Raw genomic sequence first — 25,088 nt, forward strand, 5'->3', positions numbered from 1 at the left:
GGCTTGGTAGATGATAGTCGTTCTGATTATCTTAATCGTAGTTTTACTAACCGTGATTTTACTAACTAGATTCGGGCGCAAGCAGCTAAAATTACTAATTTCCAGCAAATCTATTTTACTTACTGCGCTCGTACGACGACCAGTGACCGGAGCAGGCTCCCCCACAACACCGTGGCAAGGTGACGTCAACGAGACAGTCATTGATGACTGGAAAGCAGATACCACGACGTTCGAACGTATTCGGCAGGTAATCGACGTTACAACGAATCCACAAACTGCCAGCGAAATTGCTGAACGTGCCCATGTGAGTGAACCAACTGCACGGAAGCACCTCTCAGCGCTCGCTGAGACCGGTCGTGTCAAAAGAATTGCAGCCGGTGATGCCACTCGCTACATGCGCGCACCACAGATGCTGGCGATGCGGCGGATCGCCGACATTCACCGCGAGCACACGAAAGACGAGATTCGACAGGGAATCCGAGAACTGAAAGATGAACGTCAAGCGATCCAAGAACAGTACGACGCGACGACCGTCGACGAGCTGACCTTGGAATTGGAGTCCGGTGCTGACGGGTGGGCAGACCTCACTCGGTGGCAGCAAATTGAGCAGAACCTTGAGATCGCCCAAGCTGCGCTGACGCTCTACGACTTCGACCCAGATGATAGCCGATCTGCAGCAGCTCGGCTATCCGATCGTGAAAACACGATCCGCAGCCGGGGTGCACTACAGGACGACGGATCTCAATCGACTGCATAGATGGCAGACGAGACGGACATTGAGGGCACTGTTGGCCCAATCGATGATGTCACACTTGAAGAGATTCGCACAGTCTGCACACGTGCTGATGGTCTCGTCGAAGATGCCGGATTCGATAGTCGCCTTGACCCAACGAAGCTACAGATTCACTTCCGAGATGAGATTGCCGAGGCGACGTGGTGTCGGTTCGATATTCGCTGGTTCCAGCGTCAGTACTACAGTTTCCATTGTCTCGATGAATGTGGTGTACAGTTCCGCTACGATTACCATCCCAAACCGGATGCACCAGAGAAGCACTTTCATACGCCACCCGAAGCAAATTCGGGCGACGTAGAGCAGTCCTATATCGTGACAACAGAGCCAATGCTCGTTGCACGAGCGGTGCATCAACTCTGGCGTCGAGCGTACGAAACGGCCTCGTTCGACGCACTAAACACAGCCGAAAATCCGTCGTGAGGTTGTGGCTGCGCGCGCAGCACCGCAGGTGCGAGCACGGAGCGGTGGGTGGGGAGGTGGGGTCTGGGTCGGCCGGGCACATAGCAAAAAAGAAGGGTGCGATGACTGGCTATACCCACCACGCCTCGCGCGCTGGGAAGCTGATGTCGGACCACCCCGTCACAGCCACCGACACGCGCCCACCGTACCAGCTCTTTGCGACGTTCCGCAGCGTCACCCGCTCGCCTTCTCTCACAGCCGGTTGCCTCGATTTCTCCCAGACAGTCACCTTCGTTCGTCCCGTCTCGTCCTCGATGAGGCCCACCTGCTGAATCGCCGCGTTCGACGACTCCCACAACTGCGTAATCGTTCCCTCGATTGACACCTCTCGATGACTGACCTCACTGACCGCTGCAATCGGAATCACCCGCCCTGGTGCCTGTTGCAACGCTTCGAACACACCCACGACCGCGCTCATCATCGAGTTCCCGTCTGCGACTACTTCGGCCAGACGCCGGCTGATTGCCGCCCGCGACCACGCATCGAGTTTCGACTGCATCCGTGCCGCCTCCCTGTTCACAACGCCCAACTGTTCAGCCGTCAGTTGCTCACGGGGATCCACCTCCTCGGGGTCGGCCCACCGATTCACACACCCCGCACGCTTCTTGAACGCACGCGTTGCCTCGATACTCGACTGTTCGACCGCCGTCGCCGTCCGTGCTTCTCGACTCGACGTCTGTCTCCGGTCCCACCGTGCACGCGTCTGTTCGATCTCCCACTCACGCGCAGCCAGCCGCTCTTCTTCCGCGAGGGTCAGACCCCGACCAACCGCTTCAGGATTGTTCAGGTCAACTTTGGCTTGAATCTCGAGTTCAACCGTGGGATGGAGCGCTGGCGTCTCATCAACCACGTCGTCGTCGACCGCTCGGGGGAGTTCGGAGTGCGAAACTTTAGTACTGAACTGCTTCTTACTACTCATTGCTGTTACCTGAAAGGCGCTCACTCGGCGTCTTCTTCCGACACCACGACTCTCCAGCCGCGGCTCTCTCGTTCGCCCAACTGGCTCTGCGCACGCCTTTCGCGCCTTCATCGCGCCCGCAGGGCGCGGAAGGCGTGCGCGCGACGACGGACACACAGCCAGCACCGCGCGCCAGCTTACCGAACGCAGTGAGGTGAGACTCGGGGGGCGAACATCGTGAGCGACCCGATGGCCTGGCCGCCGCGAGCGGCCAGCACACAAGCCGGTTTCGTGTCTGACGACCGAGCCAGCGAGGGCGTCGTGACCGACAGCGCGCTTGGTGCTGGCGCACCGGGAGGGTGCGAGCGATGCGAGTGCGACTGCAAGGAGCAACTCGTCACGAACGACGTGAGGAGTGAGTACGGCGGGCACAGGGCGGCGAGCGGGGCGTGCCGTTCGTACCACACCGGGCTACCGACAGCCATCGTCAGCCACACAACAGCCTAGGGGTGGGATTGAAAGGGGCCGGACGCTCGGCGTGCCCCGACGACGCAAGCACCGCAGGAACGAGGCGCGCAGCGAGTCGCGGCCGTCGAGCGTTCGGGGGCTTTCGTGGATTCCTCAACTGACGGTGTCATCGATATCCTGGGTCCAGAGATAGCACTCACGATGTGGCACGACACACTCATTTCGATCGAAAAGCAACGAAAGCTAACAACGACGGGTGACTACGTTGGGGACCTCGCCAAGCCGCCAGTGCTGGGGTGAGAAGCGATCAAGCGTGAAAAAGACGCCAACTGAGTCACAAACCCAGTGACGGTGTCAATGAGAAGTCGAGTAGCAGCACAATTATCAAACATTAATGCAATTCTATCTAGTTTTATTTCTGAAAACACAGATATAGAAGAGATTATGCCTACTGAGTGAGAGTGAAATGTATTATTTCGTCCACCACCGACCGAGCCTTCATCCACCTCTCGCCAACTGCGGATACGTTTACCCCGTCGACTGTCACCGCACAGTTTACTCGATTGTACTACCTCTTAGCGTCGACCAAAACTCCGTCCACCCTCGAATGGGTACTCGTCACTGATGGGTCAGACACAGGACCCATCGAGTACGTCCTGAGCGTCGACACTGCCCTCGCATCGACGATCGAAGCGTGGTGTCGAGAGCTCGTTCCGAATTCGTTCGATATTTCGACGACAATGACAGACCCACTGCGTTGTCTCTCGCCTGCTGACGCTGACGCCGACCCAGACGATAGGGCCCTCGAATCGTATGCACCACCACGATACCGAGCGGTCGAGTTCGTGGGCGTCACAGACCGGCGTGAAGACTGGCAAACCACGCTCACTCGATACGATGAGTTCACCGACAAACAGAGCCGTCTGCCACTCGCAACGGTGGTGAGCGCGCTTGCGGACGCGTCCGTGCCGATGGCCGTCCAGATACTCGTGCGGCCGTATCCAGACTGGCGACACCACGCCCTTGACAGAAAACAACGGCTCAAGCAGGGTCGAGAGACAGCCTTCCAGCGGTTCTTCGAGGACTGGGTTTTGTCTACAGACTCCGAAAACAACGTCTCTGATCCAAGGGTCCGCTCGCGAGTGGATGCACTCGACGAAAAAGACGCACAACACAGTTTTGTAGTCACCGCTCGGGCAGTTGCGGCAACGATCGACCAGCGTGCACAACTGCCCGACTGCACCCCAGTATCGACTGCGTTTTCGCATCTCAATGGCGACCACTACCGAATCGAAGGTCGCATACACGACGGCGATCGCGCAAAATCAATCTACGAATCACTACGCAATCGCGTCGTGGTTGACCCAGAACACGCGAAGCTCACTGCGAGACTTCCGTGGACCGACCATGCCAGTCGTGGACTCGTCATGGATGGGTGTGAACTCCCGTTGCTGTGTCTCGTCGATGCGGCCACCCTCCCGACAGAAGCCCACCGTGGGCTCGCGCCCACACCGACAGACGAACACGGTCTGCCACGCCCACCGCGTGATCGGATTGAGCGGTATCGAACAGCAGGGCTCACACTTGGCCATGCACAGACGGCCGACGGCGATGCCGAAGCCGTCCCTATCTCACTGCCGCCCGCACTCCAGCCACTCCATCTCGGTATGTTCGGCCGGACCGGCTCTGGCAAATCATCGACTCTCGTTGCGGCGCTTCTCGCAAATCACGCAGCAACCGATGGCGCTGATATCTTCATCGACCCCAAAGGCGACGGGATGGCCGACGACTATCTCAAGGCACATTATGCGAAATACGGCTCTCTCGACGATGTCTATTATTTCGATTGCACAGAGACACTCCCCGCACTGTCGTTTTTCGACATTCGTGATCAACTCGATGCAGGTATCGACCGCACGACCGCCGTCGAGGACGTCGTCGACCACTATATCGATATCCTGATCGGTATCATGGGTCGTGACAGATTCGAACAGGCGGTTCGGTCACCCGACATCATTCGCTACGTGCTCAAAGCGATGTTTGATCCGATCCACGGCTCGAACGCGTTTAGCCATCGTGAGTTCCAGACGGCCGTCGCCAGATTACACGAAACACGCGACCCACCACCAGTCGTTGATGAAGACCTCCAGGCGATGCTCGCTGGTGTCGCTGCTAACTCCAAGCGCTCGTTCGACGAGCTCATGCAAGGGGTTGCAAACCGCATCGAGAAGATTCCAATCGATGCCCGACTTGCACAGGTATTCAATCATACTCCAGACGATGATAGCGACGATCCGGAATTCGACCTTCGGAGGCTCATCGATGAAGACGCAGTCATTATTATCGAGACAGGGGGCCTCAGGCCGGCTTCACAGCGCGTCATCACGCTCGTCCTTCTGTCGGCGTTGTGGACCGCCCTTCGACGCCGGACCCAGCAGGGCGACGACGAGACAGACCACCCACTCGTGAATCTGTATCTCGAAGAAGCTGCGCAGTTATCGACATCATCGCTCTTGTCAGATCTCCTTGCCCAGTCTCGTTCGTTCGGCCTCTCGATTACCTTGGCGATGCAGTTTCCTGCACAACTCAAAGAGGCCAATCCAGAGGCCTATCGTGAAGTCCTCAATAACGTCTCGACGATTATCACGGGGAACGTCGCAGTCGACCCCGAGTTCAGCCGGCGATTTACAACAGCCGACCGTCCCGCAACGGAAGTACAAAATCGACTCCGCGCGCTTCGCCGTGGCCAGTGGCTCGCGACGCTCCCGGCAGAGTTTGGACAACCAGAGCCACAGCCGTTCGTCCTCCAGAGCCCACCGCTTCCAGTTGGCCACCCAGAAAGTGATGACCCGTTTTCGCCCGCTCGTGAGACAGCATACGCGGCTGCACTCGAGTTGCGTACTGCTCGGACCGCCCAAGCGTCTGGTCTCAACGTCTCGGGGATTGGCAGCCGGACCACCACAGAAGAGACACACACGCCGCTGGGCCACCGCGAAGCAGCACCGCTCGATGATTCTGCAGCGTCGACACACCGCGCGACTCCCACGTCCGCACACACGCCAGCCGAAGACGCACCACCAGACCCATACCCAGATCGGAATGCGCCGACTCCCGATGCGCGTATCAACTCTGCGCTGCCCTACACGTCGCGTCTTCCCCCAATGGTGGGGTATGACCCCGAAGTTCACGTCGTCGTCTGTGAGGAGTGTTCGACTCGATACGACCCAACACTCACGGGCATCAAAAACGCCGTCCAATGCTGTCACAGCCTCGAAGCAGTCGACCGCGACGAAATCCCACTCTCACAACTCCCACTCAAACTCTCAGCCGTCGAACGCGGCAGTAGCGCGTTTACCGACGCCCAACTGCGCTTTCTCCAAGCGGTCTACTCTGCACATCAACGTCGATTCGATCCCGAGTTCGAGTACGACCTTTTGTATGACAGCATGGTTCGCCTCCAAGAATACACCGGCATCAGATATCAGGAAGTTCAAGAACTCATCGATGGTGGGTCGCTGTCGGTCGATTGTACGTATCCACACAAACTCTATACAGTCACCCCAAAAGGCCGCCGTGCGATTGCAGTTCGCCACCGCGAAGGTATTGCCCACGGCCACGGCCGAGGCGATCTCAGTGAGTCGAGTCTCCACGTCGTCATGGTGGAACTTGGCCGACGATATCTCGAAACAGAGTTCGTCGAAGACGATGACTCCGCGGCTGTCGAGGCCGTTTCATACTTCGAACACGAAGGCTCGCGTCTCGATGCGGTCTGTCTCGATGAGGATGGAAACATCGTCGTCACACTTGAAGCTGAACGAGCGAATCACGATATCTTGACTGCGGTCCCCGAAGACTATGACAAGATGGCTGCGTGCGATCCCGAAGCCGCAGTGTGGGTCGTGAAGAATCGAAGCGATGCACATGAGATTCTTCGTGCCCTCAACGAGCCAAACGAGGGGTACCCACGCGTCGAAAAGACCTATAGTTCGAATTCACCGCCATCGTCGTTCCAGATTCACCAACCCGGATTCACCGAGATGCACACCCTCCAAGAGTTACAGTCAGATGCTTCGCACTCGTGAGGATCGGTGACGTGACTACCGTCTGAACCACCCAAATAGCGACCACCCACGATCACTTTCGTCTGTCTCGTCTCCTGCAGCGACCGCTGCTTCCAGTTCACGTCGCCGTTCGCGTTCGGTTTCTAACTCCGCGTGTAGTCGTTCGTTCTCTTCGAGTACCGATTCGAGATGGCTCTGCAGGTCTTTGAGCCGTTCGAGAGTGTCGGTATCGCGGGGAGTGGCTGTCTTTGTACTGTCGGTTGGTGTGACCGACGTCGGATCGTGTGGTGTCTGGTGGTCCGCACGTCCAGTCCGGGTGGTGTCTGTGCGCGACGATGACCGACGGACTTCGGTCGACCACTGTGAGGGGTCATAAAAATCGGACGTCCCCGAAACCGATCGCTCGATGGTCTTTTCGCCGTACGTCGACCCATCGGCGAAATGCGTTTCGTCCCATTTCTTGCGATACAGTCCAGAGTCTCGGAGCAGTCGATCAATCTGTGCTGTGTCTCCGCCAGTCCAAAATGCGAGGATCGAACACAGCGCCATATCGGCTTCTGAGTGGCTGTCATACGCACTCGTATCGCCTTTCCACAGTCGGCTGAACTTCGGCCCGTTGGCTGCGTTCGATGCCCGTTCAACGACATCCTCGTCGGTGAGGTCGTTTCCTGGCGTGTCGACAGTGCTCGATGTCGTAGTGATATTCGGGGTGTTCGATGTTTGTGTGCCACTCTGGGTGTGTTGTGTCTCGAAGTACGCACCGTGGATTGCGGTGAGTTCGTCTGTTCGGTCGGCAACCGTCGTGGGCGTCTCGTCGACGTGGTCGCCAGTCATCGTAAAGAACCGCGCGTGTTCGTAGAGTTCGAGGTTCCCTGTTCGGTTGCCTCCTGGCGGCAATGATCCACGGACGATGATGTGATAGCCCGTCCCTGACGGACTGATTTCTGTATACGACGCAAGCTGGTCGATGATCTCTGTGGCCCATGCTTCTGTCTCGCCCGTTTCGCGAGTGCGGCATTTGTCGAGGTCAATACCGACATATGGGTCGTCAGTACTGAACACGAAGCCAACACCATCTGCCGCGCCACCCCTTGCATACGCGAGCGCTTCGTCGAAGGTCGTCCACGTCACCGCATCGGTTGCAGAGGCATAGCCGCCGTTCACCGAGACAGGCACCTTCGTTTCGTCTCCACCACGTGTCTGTTTACGCCAGCCCACCCAGTGGTCTCGTTCGAGGAGAGTATCGGGGAGTGTATCACGTGTGGGTAGGGGTGGGGTCATTGGGTACTCGATGGTCTCGTGGACACATAGATAGCTATTTCGTGCTGCTACACCGGTGGGTCGATTCCCTCGATTTCTACACTGGGGCGGAAGTGAGTGATTCGTCAATACACCCTCTACAGCCCCATTTTTCAGGGGTGTACATCCACGCCGATTTCCCGTATGGGTGTATGTGAGTTGTGGCTTACTTGGGTGTAGATACAGGCGAGGACCACAGCCTCAAGAGGGAATGAACCTCGAACGAATCTTTTGGTGTTGGCGTCTAGGGCCGCTCAGACGTGCGATTCGTATTGAAGGAGAACCACCGTTGTATCGAAAGTCACCACCCATCCGCCTGTGTTCAGGTATACTCGAATCCGCTATTCTCCAGTACACCACGTCAGAGAGGTGGTGTATGGGCGGTTTTCAAATTCTCGGTTGGCGTCGTTGGTCGTGGTTGATGCCTGCTCAGTACTGGTCATCGTCGCGTTCCAAGCAGAGAGTCGAACGCGCCGAACTCTCGCTTTTGGGACCCGTTGACGTGGTACTGGTGTGTTCGCCTCGACTTGAAGAGGGGGTTCTGACGGTGGTCTCAAACGTGGACGCGACGAAATCGAGAACGGTCAGTTAGTTTCAACTCTCTTCCCTTCGAACCAAGTGGGTTGCGTGAGGGTGACGTGGCTTCCAGTAGATGCTTGCACGTACCTTTGGACGTGTTTTGCTGGCAGGTCGGTCCAGCAGTGGCGCTGTGATGTTGGTGTGCTCGCGTTCTAACCCGTGGGAACCACGTCGCGTTACGCCCCAGTCGTTGTGCCCTGACGAGGAAGGCCAGTTGACTGTGGCCTGTGCCATCCGAGGACCATTGTACACAGTAGCCTCAGAAGATGGTGGTGTCCCTTTGGGTACGTCTGTCCGAGTTGAACGAGGCCACGGTCCCAGATGTGTCATGACAGGTGTTCGCTCTCGAATCGAACGCACTTGCTCTCGACGAACTCGTAGTTCGAGACACCGAATGCCTCGTTATCACGAAGGTTTTCGATCGTTCGAACGATCTCGCTTGTTCATTGAGGAAGATACGGCCACACACCGCTTCGGTGAAGTCTATTGTTGCGGGACAGACGGTGGGTGTATTCCAATCGAAGCAGAGGTATGGTAACCCACCGACTCACCAACACACCGACTGCAACTCACCGCAACGACAACCCAGCCACCAAACCCGTCCCGAGCGCCACGACCTGCCAGCCACGGTGGATGGGAGCGCGTCGATTAGCCTCGGGGCGGTGTGTGGGTCTGAGGCCGCCCGCCCCCGCTCAGTCTCGAGAGTCGAATTCCCGTTATGAGTGGCCGATGGAGAAACGGACGCCCCGGTATATTGGCGTTCAACCACAAGCCCAAGTGGGCGATGACGAAGAAACATGAATCGAACGGTGTCTACATCACACCTCGCTGCCGAAACTCAACGCGGGCGTCATCGAACACAACAGACGAAGCGGGTGTATCCGGTATCGGCAATCCCCGCAGCTCAAACGACTGCTGGAACAGGTATCTGAATTCACGCGGCGCGACTATTGAGATTCCACGACACTCGGACAGACGGCGATTCTTTCTTGTGTCCGCTGGGCTGGCCCAGTTGAGTTCGTGCTCTCGTGTCTGGCGTTCCCTCTCACGTGAATTCGTGGCGTGATCAATTAAGAGTGTGCGGAGCTGATGAAGTCCACAAGTTTTGTACCCTCGTTGAAATGAACCGGTATGAGAGTCGTGAACTATACTGTCACAGGTGGGCAATTTTCGGACCTCATAGACGCACTAACTGAGCGATTTTCTCCGGAGGAATCTCACACAGGAGATGGGTTCGCGGTGTTACTGATTGAGAAATACGAATTTTGGCGGACGAACTCGAATATGCAGGTAACGATTATCCTCGAAGAGATGACTAGGACGACCTGGTTCCTAAAGATCGTCGTCGGTGGGGGAGCGAGCGGGATTTTCAACTGGACTTATGGGTCGGAACAGAAGGTTCTCCGAAAGATGACGACGGGAATTGAGGAGTTGATTGACGAGCTCGACATGAAAATCAAATCGAATGCTCGCTGAGTCTTGGCTGTTGGGCCACATCAAGGTGCGCGACCAACCACTTATCCGGGATCACATCGAACCGTGAAAACAGAGCGGTGTATCGGGGGACTCGTGTGGTCGCTCGGCTTCCTCGAGCTGTACGAGTGGATTCGGTGACGTGTTCGAAAGCGACGTCAGCGGGGGCGGCAACCTTCAGCCGCTTGCCGGAGGTACACTTAGGGTTTCCAAGTCCGTTCCGAGGACATGGCTCACCACGAACCGGACACACACCAGTTACTGGACCAAGCACCGCTGCTGGATGCGACCCGAGATGGGCCGCTCGACCGGTCGACGCTCCAAGACGAACTTAACATCTCGCGTGCAACGGCCTACCGATGGACATCCTCACTCACCGACGAGAGTTTGCTCGAGCAGACGCCCACGGGATACCGGACGACCGGAGCGGGCTGTGCCGTGGCCGATGCCGTGTCACGGTTCGAGCGGTCGGTCGCAGCGGCCGGCCGATTAGAACCCCTCCTCGCTCAGATTTCGGCACCGGAGTTCACGCGTCATGTCCACCTATTCGCCGACGCCGACCTCCACGTCGCCACGCCGCAGAATCCGAACGCGCCCATCGAACCGTGGCTCGAACACTTCGCGTCGTTCGAGCACTCGCGGAGTCTAGTCGTCGCAGGGTGTCCACCGAAGGTCACAGAACAGGGTATTGAACACGCCCGAAACGACGTGGACTTCGAGGCTATCTGTACGCCGCTGGCGCTCGAAGCGGACCGGAACGCTTCGAAGAACGCGTTCGACACCATCGCGTCGGCTGAAGCACCCGCGCTATACACTCACCCCGGACTGCCGTTCACCATGGGTATCATCGACGACGTTGTCATCGTCGGCGGTTTCGACGACGAGACATCCCTCCCGATTGCTTCGGTCACAACCGACGACCCCGAGGCTCGCAAGTGGGCCGTCGACCTCTATCGACGCTACAAACGCGACGCGGACAGGCTCAACGTGACTCAGATGAGCACCAAGAAGTAGCGACTCTACGCGTGAAATCTGTGTACTGATCGAACTGTGTCTCACGAACTGAGATGCCGTCTCAGGGAATGACTATAATCCTGAGCTTTCCGTCGAACGGATTATGGAACGGACAGGGCAGACCGAGGAGGACGGCGGCGATCGACAGCACAGGCGACGAGACAACTGGGACGCCGTAGAATCAGCACCGACGGGTTCCTACGACGTTGTTGTCGGTGGTTCCGGGATGTCGGCGTCTCTCACGGCGATGATTCTGGGAAAACACGGCCTCGACGTGGTGATGCTGGAAGCCGGGTCGCATCCGCGGTTCGCCGTCGGCGAGGCGATGCTCCCGCAGAGTTCGATGTGGATGTGGATTCTCGGGGAGTACCACGGAATCCCGGAGATTCAGTACCTCAGCGACACGGACGACATCGTCGACAACGTCACGTCGTCGTGCGGCATCAAACACTCCATCGGCTTCGCCTACCACGAACCCGGGCGGAGGGTCGCGCCGGACCACAGCCACCAATTGATTCCGCCGGACCTCCCGTTTTACAGCGAGAGCCACCTCCTGCGCTCAGAGATCGACCGGTATCTGGTTGAGGCCGCCCAGCGGTACGGCGTCGAGTACCTCGACGAGACCGAAATCACCGGCGTGGACATCGGCCGCGACGGGGTGACCGTGACGACCGGACGCGGCGACATCGAGGCGGCGTTCTACGTCGACGGGACCGGGGGAAACTCCGTCCTCGCCGAGGAGATGGGGTACCGCGAGGACGCACCGGCGTTGGAGACGGATTCGCGCGCCATCTTCACGCACGTCGAAGGGCTCGCCCCGTTCGACGAGGTGCTCGACGAGGCTGCCCGCCCCGGACAGTCCAACCGCCTCCACGACGGGACGCTCCACCACGTGTTCGACGGGGGCTGGATGTGGATTATCCCCTTCGACAACTTCGAGCGCTCGGAGGCGAACAAGGCGAGCGTCGGGGTAGTCCTCGACCGAACGCAGTACCCCGTTGACGAGTCGGTCAGCGCCGAGCAAGAGGCCCGACGAATCATCGCCGAGTTCCCCGACATCGAACGACACCTCGAATCAGCGGTGCCGGTGCGGCCGTGGGTTCGAACCGGGAGGCTTCAACGGACCGCCAGTCAGTCCTCGGGACACCGCCATTATCTGACCAACAACACGTATGGGTTCGTCGACCCGCTGTACGCGGTTGGCCTGGTGAACACCCTCGAATCCGTTTTTGTGTCGACCAACCTGCTTTTGGACGCGTTCGAAGACGGCGAGTTCTCGGTGGCGCGCTTCGCGCCAATCGACGAGATGCACCGCCGTCAGCTTGCGACCAACGACCGGGTCATCAGCAACGCTTACAAGTCGATGGGTGACTTCCGGCTCTGGAACGCGTGGACGCAGATGTGGCTGGGGCAGGTCCTGTTCCACGACCTGTACGTTCAGCGGCACTGCTTCAACTATCTCGCAACGGGGCGACCCGCCGAGTTCGACTCGCTCCTCGCGGAGTCGTCGCCAGGCGACGGCGCGCCCTTTGTCCCGCAGAAGACCGAGATACACCAGCGGATGGCAGAGGTACTGGATGTCTACAGGGACGGAGACGCGAGTGCTGGCGAGGCAGCCGGACTGTTGTTCGCGGAGCTTCGGCGGGCCGACTGGCTTCCGAAGCATGTCTACGCCTGGGGAGACGAGCGTGCACGGCACGTCGATTTCTCTGACCCGGAGTTAGTGGGCAAACTCATCCAGTGGGGGATGACCGAATCACCCGATCAGCTCCGAGCGGAACTGTTCGACTTCCCCGTTCCCGAGATGGCGTAGCCATCGGCTTAGGTGGGTAGTCACTTTGACTCGGTCCGTGTTTTTTCCTACCGACCCAAGCGGCTCGCGAGGCCGGAGGCTATCGAGCGACTCGTGACAAGCCCGCACCTGACGCCGACCGAGACCGTACGCTTGCACGTCGTTGCGACCGCAGTTCGGTGGGAGATGCGACCGTATTCGTGGACTGGTACTGAGCAGTTCGTTCGTATCACTCGGTGGAGGCGGCAGACCGACGGAGGAGGTCGTTCGTGAGCCACCGACCACCCTCACACCTTCGGGAGTTCACTCCTCGTCGTCCGAACCGGGAAGCCGTCGAACGGCCCGTTCCCACCGGTCGCGGGCGGCCTGCCCGGGGTCCGCAAACGGGTCGTAGGTGATGTCTTCGGCGGTTCCGAGCCGACTTCCTTCGTCCCGTCCGGTCGCGCGCCGCCACAGCGCGACTCCCGACGCGAAGACGACCGCGGCGAACAGTCCGCCCAAGAAGAGATTGACCGGGTACTGGAGCGCGGGCACGACGAACACGAGCACCAACGCGAGCGCAGTCAGTTGGAACGCGTACAGCAGATAGCTGAACCACGTCCCGGAGAGTGAAACCGTTCGACCCATCGCTCGAGAACGGAGGGGCTCCACCGCCAAAGTGCTTCACACTGCGATGGCTCTGTTGGACCCCTCGGGGAGCGTGTGGTCGGAACTGTGCCGAGATAGGGGGCGCAATCGAATGACGAACGCCAAGTGAAACGGAGGTCAATCGTTCTCGAACACGTTCTCGGAGGGGCAGTCTCCGGAAGCGTCGACGACGCCGTGTCGGGCGACAACCGCAGTTTGACGCGTGACCCGTCCAGGGGGTTCGACTGTCGACCCCACGCGTCGGAGAGTGAACGCAACCCCTCGGTCGAAACACACTCCCGCGAGAGGTGCGCGTTAGCCGTCGAGATACGGCTGACAGACTCGTTCGACACCCTCCTCGAACGAGACCTCGGGCTCCCAGCCAGTATCTTCGTGCATTTTCGAGTAGTCGGCTTTCGTGTCGTGGACGTACACCTCGAAGGGGTTTTCGACGTACACGGGGTCGACGTCCGTCCCGAGCACCTCGTTTATCATCTCGACCATCTCGTTGAACGAGTAGCTCTCGCCGGTCCCCAGGTTGTAGATACCCTGCAACCGCTCGTCAGCCGCGAGCTCCAGCCCGCGGACGATATCGTCGACGTGGGTAAAATCGCGGGTCTGAGTGCCGTCGCCGAACAGCTCCGGCGACTCGCCGTTCGCGATTTTGTCGGTGAACTGCGCGACCGTATTCGCGAACTCCCCTTTGTGTTCTTCCGCGCCGCCGAAGCCCTGGTACACCGAGAAAAAGCGCATCCCGGCCAACTGCATATCGTAGTGGTGGTGGAAGTACTCCGCGTAGCGCTCGCGGCCCAGTTTCGACGCCTCGTAGCCCGTCCGGGACTCGACGGGCATATCCTCGGGCGAGGGCTCGGTTCGCGACCCGTAAATCGACGATGTCGTCGCGTACACCACGGTATCGCAGCCGTCCTTGCGAGCCTGTTCGACCGTGTTGACGAAGCCTTCGATGTTGACGCGGGCACCCTTCGTCGGGTTCTCCTCGTGCATCTTGTACGACGACAGCGCCGCCAGGTGGAATACCACGTCGACGCCCTCGGTCGGGAGGTCGTCGTCGAGGACCGTCGTGTCGTGGAACTCCACGGCGTCGTCGAGATTCTCGGGCGTTCCGAGATAGAGGTCGTCAATCGCAATCACGTCGTTGTCTTCGGCGAGATGGTTCGCGAGATTCGAGCCGATGAATCCGGCACCGCCAGTAACGAGGACTCGTTTGCCGTCCATACACCGAAGCTCTCACCGAGTGACAAGAACGTATCGCCCGCGGTGGTGCAATCTGCGTGGGTTCGTCTCGTGTCCGTCGGCGCTGGGTCGGTTGCGTCACCGCGCGACCCGCACCACGCTTTGAGCGATACAGTTCCGCGAGGAGAGCCGGACCGACTGCACGTGGATAGACGTACTGCTGTGTACCGTGAACCGTACGCCCCGGTCCGTACGACGGTGAAATCCGCATAGCTACGCCAGCGGGCCGACACTCCCGGTACTAAGTAGCCACTCTCGCTCGTTCGACTGTGGGACGGACACGCTGGGACTTCGATTTGGCAGAGACCGCCGGAGCGATTGCGATTGCGCTCATTCTCGTGGGGCTACTGCTTCGGAACCTCGTTGACGCGACGACTTCAGCCGACGTGGTTCGGGCGTTCGGTGGGGTGACGATACTGGCGCTGTTGTTCGGTTATCGGTTCGTCTCACATCGGCTCGATGAGCAAGCCAGTGGAGTGCTGTTGTTGTTCGTTGGCGGACTCGTCGCCGGTCTCACACTGCTTGTTGCGCCGAGCGCGTTCGCTGACCGCGGGACTATCGCGGCGTTTGCTGCGTTGGGGGTGCTCGCTACTGCGTTCATCGTCTCACCGTGGATTTCGGTGTCGACGAGATGGTTCGGCGCGCTCCTCTGTGTCGTCGCACTACTGATGGCCGGCTTAGAGCTCACCGTGTTCACTGGCGAGGACATCGGCAGCGCGATTGTTGTCGCAATGCTGGGCCTCGTAATGGTTCTACGGCCGAAGGCGATAGAAGAGACCGGTGGGCGAACGGAGTAACTCCCCGCTTGGGATTCAGTCTCTACTGGGTAACCGTCTCCCCGCAGGCGACTGTCGCTGCACGGCGTCGTTCACGCCGAAGCGGAGTGTGAACGCGACGTGGGACGCGTTCGAGGGGGGACGACCGAGGGAACCAACGGTCGCCCGGCGTAAGGTATAACAGCCGTATCGGTGCCACAGCGTGGCGCTACCAAACCCACACAGAATGCTGAGACTCCGGCCAACCAGAGTAAACACTTCGACAGCGCACCGTGTTTTGGCTTGCCTAAAAACCGAAGCCGTTATCTTGTTTTAGGCTAGCCTAAAACCATGGTGAACAAGTACAAACGACTCACGCGACGGGATTACGTGAAGTACGGGGCTGCGGCAGCGACGGCCGCACTCGCCGGCTGTGGCGGACAGTCGGCGTCCGACCCACCGACAACCGAAGCGAACACGACGGCGACACCAACGGACGGCGAGCGTTACGCAGCCACTCTCTCGCCGGCCGGTCGTGTGGAGTTCACCGAGCCCCCGGAGAACGTGTTTACCGTCCTGCTTCACCACGCAGATATGGCGGTCGCACTCGGGCAGGGCGAGTCGCTCAACGGGATGTACAACCCGGAGGGGTTCGGGCAGTTGTACGACCTGCTATTCGAGCGACTCCCCGGCGTCTCGGTCGATTGGTCAGGGCTGGTGGATACCTGGAATCCCGACAAGGAGGAGCTCTACGAACTCGACAGCGATATCCATCTCGAAGACCCGGCGTTGATGGCGACGATGGAGGCGTGGGAGCCCGACGACGTTGCGGAGATTGGGACGGAAGTCGCCCCGTGGTTCGGGAACTCGCTGAGCCGAAACCACAGCGAGCCGCCGGCGAGGTGGGCGGACCAGTACCGGTATCACACGCTCTGGGAGATTTTCGAGCGGGTCGCGGCGGTGTTCCAAGCACGGGCGCGGTACGAGGCGCTGGCGGAAATCCACGGCGACCTCCTATCGACGATTACGGCCGGCCTCGAAGAGACGGAGGCCCGGCCGTCGACGGCGCGGTTCCTGTGGCGAGGCGGCATCTGGGTGTACCCACTCAACGGCCCCGGGACGGTCCGAGCCCACACGCGCGTGTTCGACGCCGAAGACGCACTCGCCGACGTGCCGAGCGGGACGCAAATCGACATGGAAGCGCTCGTCGAAGCCGACCCGGACGTCATCCTCGTCGACGGTGGCCTCGGCCCGGACTGGACGACGACCAAACAGGAACTGTACGACGAGCCGACTGCGCAGGGCCTCTCGGCGGTCGCAAACGACCGCGTCTTCCCGATTGGAGTTCGCTACGGCGGCCCGCTCATGAACCTGTTCCAGTTGGAGATGATCGCCAAGCAGCTGTATCCCGAGCAGTTCGGCGCGTGGCCGACCTACGAAGGCGGCCCGTATCCCGACGTTCCGGAAGCCGAGCGACTGTTCGACCGACAGCGCGTGGCTGACATCATCAACGGGGACTTGCAGCCGTAGTCGAACGCCGAGGTGGTGAATAGCCTCGTCGCAACACTGAGCGGCGGAGCTCACCAAACGACGAAAGAATACGCAGCGTTCATGAGCGACGCCGATGACCCCCGAAACATGAGTACAGACGCGAGCGCACGCGTGCCGCACCTACTGATGTCGATTGGGGGGTTGGCGCTGGTCAGTCAGTCGGTCGTGTTCGAAGGTGCCTTCGGACTGGTGACGAACCCGGGCGTGTCTGGCGGCCTTCGAGACGTGCTGAGCGGCGGTCTGTTACTTGTGTCAATGGTCTGCTTTTTCAGTGGAATATATCTGCAAATTCGAATGTCCCGATAACGACTCGCTCATCCCTCGAACGAAGTCTAGACTTGCGGTTTGACGCGTGTCTCGGAACACAGCGGTCTCGGACACACCACAACTAACAGACTGCTCGCCCACGGGTACACATGGACCGGACGGACCTGTTCCTCGGATTGATAGTCGTTCTGTTGGCCGCACAGGTGTACGAGACGGGCGACGGCCACACGCCGATGTTCATCGTGCTCCCCGTGATGGCGATTCTGTATCTACTTCCGGTGTACCTCGCCGGAGCGGTCGTCCTTGAGAACGTCGTCGACGGCTGATTCACAGCGCACGAAACGGGAGGGCGCGACGGGAGGTACCTGTTCGACAGCGATTCGGACGGCCGGACGGGGGCGTTCCCAGCGAGCGATAATCACGGCGTGAGTTGATACGGTCCGTGAGTGAACTACTACATAGAGGTGAGAAAGATGAGCGAAATGGCGACCGTCGTACTCCAGTGGGGTGGACACGGGCCGATGGGTCCCCACGGCGGCCACGGGGTCGCCGCGGGGGGCGCGACAGCCACCGGCGGCATGGGGCTGTGGTGGCTCGCGGCCGGAGTCCTCCTGCTTCTCGCACTCGCAGGAGTGAGTCTCGTGTACGTCAGTCGCGTCCGGACGGCGAGTACCGAGACGACGCCACCGAAGGAAGCCGACAGCGCCATGCAGGACCTCCGGACGCAGTACGCGCGCGGCGAAATCGACGACGAGGAGTTCGCAAACCGGGCGGCCACGTTGAACCTGGAGTGGGGATAGACCGCAACGCACGCAGACATCCCCGTTTAACTCACCGGAAACAGACAGTTTCTCGGCGGCGAAACGCCGAGAGCAGTGAGTCGGGGTGTTCGAATTCATGTACGATTCGTTATTTGAATCTGATAGAATCTATATAGCTAAATCTACATACCGAATTTAACTTTTCTGCAATAAAACCGATAGTTCAGGCGTTCGCTTGAGATGCAACGCGTTCGTTTTCGACACCTATCTATTTGAATATCTGATTTCTGCTAATTACGTCACGCTCACGAATCGGTGTTTGTGTCCGTGTGTGAGGCGTCTTTTATCATGATTCTGATGCTTTCGGACGCGACTCACTCCGTCCGCGACCGCTGACGCAGTTCGTTGATCAGCGTGGGAAGCACGACCCCCACGCCGAACAGCGCGACGAGCTCGACGAACCCGTCGTTCAGATATCGCTGCGCCAAGTACCACGACGTGAGCCCGAGGAACATGAACGCGAGCGTCGTCTTCATCTCGACACTCAAAAGCGGGTCACGGGTCATAAGGCGGAGTTCGGGGAGAGCGCTTGTAAATTCGACTTACTGGCGGAGAACGCGGCGGACGGCGACCGTCATCGGTTGAGCGCGTCCGAGCGAGCGATGAGGTCCGGGACCGACTGGCCGGACGATTCGACGACGTCGAGCGTCACGCGCCTGGCCTCGTAGGGCTCGACAATCGCGCCGGGGCCGCCGACGCTCAGCTGTTCGGTGCCGTCGTCGATGAGGAACGCGTTCTCGATGGGAATCGAGTTCGTCGTCGGTTTCACGAGCCCCTGGGTGACGTCGGTAATCGTCCCGAACCGGGTTTCGAACGCCTCGTTCGAGTCCGCCGGTCTGAGTTCGATTTCCGCGACGAGCGTGTAGCCGCGTTTCAGATAGCGGGTCGCCGCGAAAATCGCGTGTCGGAAGCGGTCGTACGTCGCCGGAAGCTCGTCCGGTTCGTGGAGGTAAATCTCCTCGGCGAGCGGCCAGTAGTTTCCGAGAAACGACCCCACGAGCGCGGGGGAGAGGCGGTCTTCGGTGAAGCTAATCGCCTGGTGGTCCGACCCCCGCCCCATGACGAACTCCGGCGGGGAGAACAGCCCGTGTCGCCGGTCGACGCAGACGAGCATCGGGCCGCCGTCGGCCCAATAGCGGACGACGCTGCCGAGTCCCTTCAGCGTCGACTCCGAGACGGCCTCGTCGCCGTGGCCGTTGGCGAGGACGAGCGTGAGCACCCCCCGGTCGACGGCGGCCTCCAACTCGGGTGCGAGGTCCGGCAGTAGCGACGCCGGCACCGACACGTTGACCTCGTTTTCGGCCTGTCGAACCAGCGACGCGATGCGCTTTTTCACGGTGGATTTTGACTTGATGACCTCGTAGCGTCTGTCCTCGCCGGGGTCGGGGTTGTGGATGGATTCGAGCTGCGTTTCGAGCGAGGACAGCTGGTCGGAGAGCCGTCTGATGACGACCGCGGGGTCGACGGCGCGAATCGTCGTCGGCGTCTCGTGGTCGTTGACCTCGACGAGCCCGCGGTCCTCGAAGCTCCCGAGGACGTTGTAGACGTAGCGCTTGGACACGCCGGCGTGCTGGGCGAGTTCGCTCGCCTTGGCCTCGCCCTGTCCCAAGAGCGCGATGTAGGTGTCGGCCTCTTTGTCGGAGAAGCCGAACGTTTTCAGTCGTTCGCGGACGGTTGGTTCGTCGACAGTCACTAGCCTGTCTTTCGAGACGAACGGTAGTTGAATGTATGCGTTGGTGACAGCCCTGCGGCCACCGCAGGTCGGTCGAGCGGCGCGAACGGGGCCGAAAGGGGGAGTGTGCCGTGCCTTACTCTTCGGTGTCGTAGGACTCACCGACCGCCGACGGCACGCGCGTGTAGCCGACGCCGACGAGGACCACGAGCACGGCGACGTAGGGGAACAACCCGGTGATGCTCCCCGGCAGCGAGATGCCGATGGTTTGCAGTTGAATCTGGAGCATGTCCATCGCCCCGAACAGGAGCGACGCGCCGTACGTCCCGAGGGGGTTGTAGTTGCCGAAGAGGTACGCGACGATGGCAATCCAACCGCGGCCGTCGACCATCGTCACGCCGGTGCCGGTGAAGCCGCTGCCGATGCCGATTGACAGGACCGCGCCGCCCAAGCCGGCCATGACGCCCGAGAAGATGACGGTCGCGTAGCGGACGCGGTTGACGTCGATGCCGGCGGTGTCGAGCGCCTCCGGGTTCTCGCCGGCCGCCTGGACCCAGTAGCCGTAGCGCGTGCGGAACAGGACGACCCAGGCCGCGACGGCGACCACGATGGTCAGCAAGACCAGCGGCGAGGCGTCGAAGAACAGTCGTCCGAGGACCGGAATCTCTACGAGGACCGGCACGGACACCGCGTCGACGTTCGGCAGCGAGGGGCTGGAGACGCCGCCCCACAGCACGGTGGCGGCGAACGGCCCGAAGCCGAGGCCGATGAACCAGACGGCGAGGCCGGCGACGATTTGGTTGGCCTCGTACCGAATCAACAGGACGGCGAACAGCGTCGCCAGCACGCCGGAGACGAGCGCGACCGCGACGAAGGCCACCCAGAGGTGTGCCTGCGTGATACTCCCGTCGCCGGCGAGGAGCCACGCGACCGCGGCACCGACGAGCGCGCCGAATATCATGAACCCCTCCAGCCCGATGTTGAACACGCCGCTTTTCTCGGCGTACAGGCCGCCGATGGCCGCGAGCGCGATGGGCGTCGCCGCCTGCAAGGCGCGTTCGAGCGCGCCGACCGTCACGAGGTCAGACCCCGGGAGGTCGACGAAAAGCAGGAGCGCGATGACGGCGACGAGTGCGACGAGCGCGCCAACGAGCGTCCGCTGGTCGTCGAGAAGCGCGCGAGCGGTGCTCATTCGCGGTCACCTCCGAGCGAGGTGTACTGCCCCGCCGCGCGGAACAGCTCCGGCGCGGCGACGAACAGGACGATGAGTCCGATGACGCCGTCGACGAGTTCGCTCGGCACGTCGAGCGTGAAGCCGATGTACTGGCCGCCGGCGTCGAGGCCGCCGAACAGCAGGCCGGCGGGAATCACGCCGAGCGGGTTGTTCGCCGCGAGGAGGCTCACGGCGATGGCGTCGAAGCCGAACGTGGGGAACGTGTTGGGGTCGCTGTAATAGCCGAGAATCATAATCGCAAACAGTGCGCCGGCGAGGCCGGCAATCATCCCGGAGATGGTCATCGTCCGAACGATCATCCGCTTGGGGTCGACGCCGGAGTATTTGGCCGCCGGCTCTTGGTAGCCGCTCGTGACGAGGTCGTATCCGAAACCGGTCCGGTCCATCACCAGATAGACGACGACGACCGTCAGGAGCGCCACGCCGAGTCCGAGAATCGAAAACGACGGGCTCTCGAAGACGAGTCCGGGCAGTCCGACGTAGTCGGGGAACTGTTCGGTGTTCGGCGCGGCCGCCCCCTCCGGGCGGAGATACGCGTCGAGCAGGAAGTAGACGACACCCGAGGCGATGAAGTTCAGCATGATGGTCGTGATGACCTCGTTCGCACCGGCGTACGCCTTCATCACGCCCGGGAGCGCCCCGTACGCGCCGCCAGCCGCCAGCGCCAACAGCGTGGCCAGCGCCAACAGCGGAATCGCGGAGACCGGCGAATTCGGGAGCAGCGGCGCGGCGAACAGGATGCCGAGGGTGGCCGCGAAGCCGCCGACGACGAACTGGCCCTGCACGCCGATGTTGAACACGCCCGCGCGGAACGCGACCGCGACCGCGACGCCCGTCAGAATCAGCATCGACGACTGCCGGAGCATGAACGCGAGGTTCGAGACGTTCCCGACCGCGCCGTAGACGAGCGACGAGACGAACTCGACGGCGTCGTACCCCGAGGCGGCGACGATGACCGCGCCGATGAGCAACGCGAGTGCGGTCGCGACGAGCGCGATGACGACGCGTTCGAGCACCGAGGCGTCGAGCATCCGGGCGGCGATGCGGTCCGCGAGAGACCGGACGCCGGTCGCAGCGTCGCTCACGCGTCACCCTCCGCGCCGCGCGCCGCGCGTTCGGTGCCGTCCCGAGTCCGGCCTGCCATCAGCAGGCCGAGTTCCTCTTCGGTCACGTCGTCGGGGTCGACGGTGTCGACGACCGACCCCTCATACATGACTGCCGTGCGGTCAGAGAGCTTCTGAACCTCGTCGAGCTTCGACGAGACGAGGAGGATGGCGACGCCCTCCGCCCGCATGTCCTGGAACCGCTGGTGGATGAACTCGATAGAGCCGATGTCGACGCCGCGGGTCGGATGGGCGGCGACGAGCACCGACGGGTCGCGTTCGAGTTCGCGGCCGACGATGAACTTCTGTTGGTTGCCGCCCGAGAGCGATTTCGCGGTCGCCTCGGAGTTCCGCGGGCGCACGTCGTACTCCTCGATGATCTCGTCGGCGTGGTCGCCGATTCGTTGCCAGTCGAGAAACAGACCGTCGGAGAAGGCGTCCATCGTCTGATTGCTCAAAAGCGCGTTCCTGACGAGCGAGTAGTCCTGAACGAGGCCCTCTTCGAGCCGGTCGCCGGGGACGTACGAGATGCCGTCTTCGATGCGGCGGCGACGGGACAGCTCGGTGATGTCGCGCCCCTGAAGCGAGACTGTGCCCCGCTCCGGGGTTCGCATCCCGGTGATGGCCTCGATGAGCTCCTGTTGGCCGTTGCCCTCGACGCCGGCGATGCCGAGAATCTCTCCTTCCCGAACCGAGAGGCTCACGTCGCGGACCTGTTCGAGCCCGCGCTCGTCGCGCACGGTCACGCCGTCAACGGTGAGCGCGACCTCGCCGGGGGTTCCGCCCCGCGATTCGACGTCGAACAGCACCTCGCGGCCGACCATCATGCGGGCGAGTTCGTTCTGCGAGGTCGCCGCCGCGTCGACCGTCCCGACTGCGCTCCCGTCTCTGAGGACGGTGATGTCGTCGGCGGCGTGCATCGCTTCGTCCAGCTTGTGGGTGATGAAGATGAGCGACCGCCCGTCGGCGGTGAGCGCCTCCATCACGTCGAACAGCCCCTCGACCTCTTGGGGCGTCAACACGGCCGTCGGCTCGTCGAGGATGAGCGTGTCGGCACCTCGATAGAGGCTCTTGACGATTTCGACGTGCTGTTGGATGCCGAGTCCGAGCTCTTCGATTGGCGTGTCGAGGTGCTCGTCGACGGAGAAGCCGTAGGTGTCGCAGATGTCGGTGATGCGACGACGGGCCGCCTGCTCGTCGACGAGGCCCCGCGTCGAGGGCTCGTGACCGAGCACGATGTTCTGGAGGACGGTCATGTTGTCGACGAGCTGGAAGTGCTGGTGAATCATCCCGATGCCCGCCGCGATGGCGTCCCTGGGGGAGTCGAACGAACGGGGTTCGCCGTCGACGGCGATGGTCCCCTCGTTCGGGTCGTACAGGCCGTACAGGACGTTCATCAGCGTCGTCTTGCCCGCGCCGTTCTCACCGATGACGGCGTGAATCGACCCGCGGTCGAGGGTGAGGTCGACGCTGTCGTTGGCGACGACGTCGCCGAAGCGTTTCGTGATGTCCGTGAGCTGAACTGCTGGTGCGGTCGTGTCTGTCATGGGTTGGAGTCTACGCTATCTGGAAAAAGCCTGCGAGGTGGTGCCATGGCTGCGTCGCTAGCAGCCGCTGGCGCTACACGGCACGGTGACGTCGCCGTTGATGATGGCCTCTCTCGCCGCTTCGAGGTTCTCCGTGACCACGTCCGGAAGCTCGCCGCCGACCGCCTGCCCTAAGACGACGCGGACGGCCTCCTCTTCGAGACCGAGGATGTTCGAGCCCTGCACCGCCGACCAGTTGTCCTGCACGGTGGCCTCCGCGACCTCGTAGGTCCCCTCGTTGATGTACTTCACCGCAGAGCCCATGATGACGTCTTGGTACTCGGGGAGCGTGACGGACTGGTCCGCGTCGACGCCGATGGCGAAGCGATTTGCGTCCTGCGCCGCCTGGAAGACGCCCTGTCCCGCCGCCGCCGCCGCGTGGTAGACGATGTCCGCGCCGGCGTCGTACTGCGAGGTGGCGATGTTGTTGGCGGTCTGCGTGTCCGTGTAGTTCCCGATGTAGCCGACGGTGACGTCGAGGTTCTCGTCGACCCACTCGACGCCCGCCCGGTAGGAGCGCTCGAAGGCGTTGATGAGCGAGCCGTCGACGCCGCCGACGAACCCGACGGTCGACGAGTCCGGGTCGAGCGAGTTCCCCTCGTAGGAGAGTTCGCGGGTCGTCATCGTCCCCGCCAGCACGCCCGCCTGGAACGACATCTGGTGGTTCGCCCACGTGTACCCCGCGACGTTCGGCTGGTCGATGGAGTCGTTAATCAACATCCAGTTCTGGTCCGGGTACGCCTCGGCGTTCGTCTGGAGCGCCTGCGTGTGGTTGTAGCTGACCAGTACGACGAGGTCGTAGTCGGGGTTCGTGCTCTCGGCGAGTCGAGACTGAACCGTCTGGTAGTTCGACTGGTTCGTCTCCTCGACCTGCTGAATCTCGATGTCGTACTCCTCGGCCGCCGTCTGAAGCCCTTGCAGCGCGAGGTCGTTGAACGCTTGGTCACCGAAGCCGGCCGGACTGGAGACGATTGCGACGTTCGTCGTCTCACCCTCCGACCCACCGCTTTCGGTCGTCTCGCCGGTGGTCTCCGAGTCGCCGCCGCCGTCGTCCGCGGCGGTCGTCGTGGTGGTCTCGTCGTCCGACCCGCCCCCGAGACAGCCCGCGACCCCAGCTATCGCCGCGAGGCTGATTCCCGATTTGAGAACGTCGCGCCGCTCGATGCCGCGTCGTGTCTCCCGAGTCGTCTCGTCTGCCGCATCTCCGTTTCCAGTGTCCCTTGCTGCCATTGTGTTTCCTCAGACTCACTCAGTCCTGAGTAACATAAATAATTATTCGCTATTTTCATATTGTGAACGGGTGAGAGGAAAGTGTGAGATATTCGTTTATCGCACGTCCGCTCGAAAACGACCGGGTGCGACGAGGCGGCCGCACGACAAAC

20 protein-coding genes are annotated in these 25,088 nt (G+C 61.1%); 10 read left to right on the plus strand and 10 right to left on the minus strand.

Features of this window, described 5'->3' with window-relative positions:
* The first annotated feature begins 142 nt into the window (after positions 1 to 142).
* Complete coding sequence (locus DEQ67_RS13005; protein ID WP_424020122.1) at positions 143 to 757, plus strand: winged helix-turn-helix domain-containing protein; 615 nt, start codon at positions 143 to 145, stop codon at positions 755 to 757.
* On the plus strand, positions 758 to 1,213 hold the full coding sequence (locus DEQ67_RS13010; protein WP_424020123.1) for a hypothetical protein: 456 nt from the start codon (positions 758 to 760) through the stop codon (positions 1,211 to 1,213). It begins immediately after the preceding gene.
* Between the two features lie 109 nt (positions 1,214 to 1,322).
* On the opposite strand, the gene DEQ67_RS13015 is transcribed toward DEQ67_RS13010, so the two are convergent.
* Positions 1,323 to 2,171 (minus strand): DNA-binding protein, encoded by an 849-nt coding sequence (locus tag DEQ67_RS13015; protein WP_424020124.1) that lies wholly within the window; start codon positions 2,169 to 2,171, stop codon positions 1,323 to 1,325.
* A 2,114-nt stretch (positions 2,172 to 4,285) separates the two neighbouring features.
* Between DEQ67_RS13015 and DEQ67_RS13020 the strand changes: the two genes are divergently transcribed.
* Positions 4,286 to 6,700: a TraM recognition domain-containing protein gene (locus tag DEQ67_RS13020; protein WP_394354812.1), complete on the plus strand. Its 2,415-nt coding sequence runs from the start codon at positions 4,286 to 4,288 to the stop codon at positions 6,698 to 6,700.
* Positions 6,701 to 6,715: 15 nt separating this feature from the next.
* Here the strand turns inward: DEQ67_RS13020 and DEQ67_RS13025 are convergent, their stop codons facing one another.
* Positions 6,716 to 7,960: a hypothetical protein gene (locus DEQ67_RS13025; protein ID WP_006601188.1), complete on the minus strand. Its 1,245-nt coding sequence runs from the start codon at positions 7,958 to 7,960 to the stop codon at positions 6,716 to 6,718.
* A 1,728-nt stretch (positions 7,961 to 9,688) separates the two neighbouring features.
* Between DEQ67_RS13025 and DEQ67_RS13030 the strand changes: the two genes are divergently transcribed.
* From DEQ67_RS13030 to DEQ67_RS13040, 3 genes are all read left to right on the plus strand, one after another.
* The gene (locus tag DEQ67_RS13030) at positions 9,689 to 10,033 is read left to right on the plus strand and encodes a hypothetical protein (protein WP_223173912.1); all 345 of its coding nucleotides are present in this window, start codon (positions 9,689 to 9,691) and stop codon (positions 10,031 to 10,033) included.
* 225 nt (positions 10,034 to 10,258) lie between these two features.
* Positions 10,259 to 11,044 carry a helix-turn-helix transcriptional regulator gene (locus DEQ67_RS13035; protein WP_223173911.1) on the plus strand — a complete coding sequence of 262 codons (786 nt, stop codon included), beginning with the start codon at positions 10,259 to 10,261 and terminating at the stop codon, positions 11,042 to 11,044.
* A 103-nt stretch (positions 11,045 to 11,147) separates the two neighbouring features.
* Complete coding sequence (locus DEQ67_RS13040; RefSeq protein ID WP_115803170.1) at positions 11,148 to 12,857, plus strand: NAD(P)/FAD-dependent oxidoreductase; 1,710 nt, start codon at positions 11,148 to 11,150, stop codon at positions 12,855 to 12,857.
* Positions 12,858 to 13,139: 282 nt separating this feature from the next.
* Here DEQ67_RS13040 and DEQ67_RS13045 read toward each other — a convergent pair whose 3' ends face one another.
* Both DEQ67_RS13045 and DEQ67_RS13050 read right to left on the minus strand, forming a co-directional pair.
* Positions 13,140 to 13,463, minus strand: a complete 324-nt coding sequence (locus tag DEQ67_RS13045; RefSeq protein ID WP_006601184.1) for a hypothetical protein — start codon at positions 13,461 to 13,463, stop codon at positions 13,140 to 13,142.
* A gap of 315 nt (positions 13,464 to 13,778) precedes the next feature.
* Complete coding sequence (locus DEQ67_RS13050) at positions 13,779 to 14,699, minus strand: NAD-dependent epimerase/dehydratase family protein (protein WP_006601183.1); 921 nt, start codon at positions 14,697 to 14,699, stop codon at positions 13,779 to 13,781.
* 314 nt (positions 14,700 to 15,013) lie between these two features.
* On the opposite strand from DEQ67_RS13050, the gene DEQ67_RS13055 reads away from it, so the two are divergent.
* The 4 genes from DEQ67_RS13055 (at position 15,014) to DEQ67_RS13070 (ending at position 18,090) form a co-directional block, all read left to right on the plus strand.
* Positions 15,014 to 15,514 (plus strand): hypothetical protein, encoded by a 501-nt coding sequence (locus DEQ67_RS13055; protein WP_206043019.1) that lies wholly within the window; start codon positions 15,014 to 15,016, stop codon positions 15,512 to 15,514.
* A 309-nt stretch (positions 15,515 to 15,823) separates the two neighbouring features.
* Positions 15,824 to 17,002, plus strand: a complete 1,179-nt coding sequence (locus tag DEQ67_RS13060) for an ABC transporter substrate-binding protein (protein ID WP_405001799.1) — start codon at positions 15,824 to 15,826, stop codon at positions 17,000 to 17,002.
* Positions 17,003 to 17,439: 437 nt separating this feature from the next.
* Positions 17,440 to 17,616, plus strand: a complete 177-nt coding sequence (locus DEQ67_RS13065) for a hypothetical protein (RefSeq protein ID WP_004041923.1) — start codon at positions 17,440 to 17,442, stop codon at positions 17,614 to 17,616.
* 156 nt (positions 17,617 to 17,772) lie between these two features.
* On the plus strand, positions 17,773 to 18,090 hold the full coding sequence (locus DEQ67_RS13070; protein WP_424020125.1) for an SHOCT domain-containing protein: 318 nt from the start codon (positions 17,773 to 17,775) through the stop codon (positions 18,088 to 18,090).
* Positions 18,091 to 18,425: 335 nt separating this feature from the next.
* Here the strand turns inward: DEQ67_RS13070 and DEQ67_RS13075 are convergent, their stop codons facing one another.
* From DEQ67_RS13075 to DEQ67_RS13100, 6 genes are all read right to left on the minus strand, one after another.
* Positions 18,426 to 18,587, minus strand: coding sequence for a hypothetical protein (locus tag DEQ67_RS13075; protein WP_004062875.1), 162 nt, complete (start codon positions 18,585 to 18,587; stop codon positions 18,426 to 18,428).
* A gap of 98 nt (positions 18,588 to 18,685) precedes the next feature.
* Entirely contained in the window at positions 18,686 to 19,804 is a 1,119-nt protein-coding gene (locus tag DEQ67_RS13080) for a TrmB family transcriptional regulator (protein ID WP_115861122.1), read from the minus strand.
* Between the two features lie 115 nt (positions 19,805 to 19,919).
* Positions 19,920 to 20,975 carry an ABC transporter permease gene (locus DEQ67_RS13085; RefSeq protein WP_170076694.1) on the minus strand — a complete coding sequence of 352 codons (1,056 nt, stop codon included), beginning with the start codon at positions 20,973 to 20,975 and terminating at the stop codon, positions 19,920 to 19,922.
* Positions 20,972 to 22,102 (minus strand): ABC transporter permease, encoded by a 1,131-nt coding sequence (locus DEQ67_RS13090; protein WP_008575087.1) that lies wholly within the window; start codon positions 22,100 to 22,102, stop codon positions 20,972 to 20,974. Before DEQ67_RS13090 ends, DEQ67_RS13085 begins: the two co-directional genes overlap by 4 nt.
* The gene (locus DEQ67_RS13095) at positions 22,099 to 23,667 is read right to left on the minus strand and encodes an ABC transporter ATP-binding protein (RefSeq protein WP_115861124.1); all 1,569 of its coding nucleotides are present in this window, start codon (positions 23,665 to 23,667) and stop codon (positions 22,099 to 22,101) included. The genes DEQ67_RS13090 and DEQ67_RS13095 overlap by 4 nt, the downstream gene beginning before the upstream one ends.
* Before the next feature lie 57 nt (positions 23,668 to 23,724).
* Entirely contained in the window at positions 23,725 to 24,936 is a 1,212-nt protein-coding gene (locus DEQ67_RS13100; RefSeq protein WP_006601174.1) for a BMP family lipoprotein, read from the minus strand.
* Positions 24,937 to 25,088: the final 152 nt, after the last annotated feature.

The sequence above is a fragment of the Haloferax sp. Atlit-48N genome (assembly GCF_003383015.2).
GTDB lineage: Archaea > Halobacteriota > Halobacteria > Halobacteriales > Haloferacaceae > Haloferax > Haloferax volcanii.

Excerpts from the sequence above, each read along its gene's own strand:
- DEQ67_RS13050 (WP_006601183.1), bottom strand. The coding sequence starts at position 14,699 with ATGGACGGCAAACGAGTCCTCGTTACTGGCGGTGCCGGATTCATCGGC.
- DEQ67_RS13045 (WP_006601184.1), bottom strand. The coding sequence starts at position 13,463 with ATGGGTCGAACGGTTTCACTCTCCGGGACGTGGTTCAGCTATCTGCTG.
- DEQ67_RS13085 (WP_170076694.1), bottom strand. The coding sequence starts at position 20,975 with ATGAGCACCGCTCGCGCGCTTCTCGACGACCAGCGGACGCTCGTTGGC.
- DEQ67_RS13025 (WP_006601188.1), bottom strand. The coding sequence starts at position 7,960 with ATGACCCCACCCCTACCCACACGTGATACACTCCCCGATACTCTCCTC.
- DEQ67_RS13040 (WP_115803170.1), top strand. The coding sequence starts at position 11,148 with ATGGAACGGACAGGGCAGACCGAGGAGGACGGCGGCGATCGACAGCAC.
- DEQ67_RS13030 (WP_223173912.1), top strand. The coding sequence starts at position 9,689 with ATGAGAGTCGTGAACTATACTGTCACAGGTGGGCAATTTTCGGACCTC.
- DEQ67_RS13100 (WP_006601174.1), bottom strand. The coding sequence starts at position 24,936 with ATGGCAGCAAGGGACACTGGAAACGGAGATGCGGCAGACGAGACGACT.
- DEQ67_RS13060 (WP_405001799.1), top strand. The coding sequence starts at position 15,824 with ATGGTGAACAAGTACAAACGACTCACGCGACGGGATTACGTGAAGTAC.
- DEQ67_RS13070 (WP_424020125.1), top strand. The coding sequence starts at position 17,773 with ATGGCGACCGTCGTACTCCAGTGGGGTGGACACGGGCCGATGGGTCCC.
- DEQ67_RS13015 (WP_424020124.1), bottom strand. The coding sequence starts at position 2,171 with ATGAGTAGTAAGAAGCAGTTCAGTACTAAAGTTTCGCACTCCGAACTC.
- DEQ67_RS13035 (WP_223173911.1), top strand. The coding sequence starts at position 10,259 with ATGGCTCACCACGAACCGGACACACACCAGTTACTGGACCAAGCACCG.
- DEQ67_RS13075 (WP_004062875.1), bottom strand. The coding sequence starts at position 18,587 with ATGAAGACGACGCTCGCGTTCATGTTCCTCGGGCTCACGTCGTGGTAC.
- DEQ67_RS13020 (WP_394354812.1), top strand. The coding sequence starts at position 4,286 with ATGTTCGGCCGGACCGGCTCTGGCAAATCATCGACTCTCGTTGCGGCG.
- DEQ67_RS13065 (WP_004041923.1), top strand. The coding sequence starts at position 17,440 with ATGGACCGGACGGACCTGTTCCTCGGATTGATAGTCGTTCTGTTGGCC.
- DEQ67_RS13095 (WP_115861124.1), bottom strand. The coding sequence starts at position 23,667 with ATGACAGACACGACCGCACCAGCAGTTCAGCTCACGGACATCACGAAA.
- DEQ67_RS13010 (WP_424020123.1), top strand. The coding sequence starts at position 758 with ATGGCAGACGAGACGGACATTGAGGGCACTGTTGGCCCAATCGATGAT.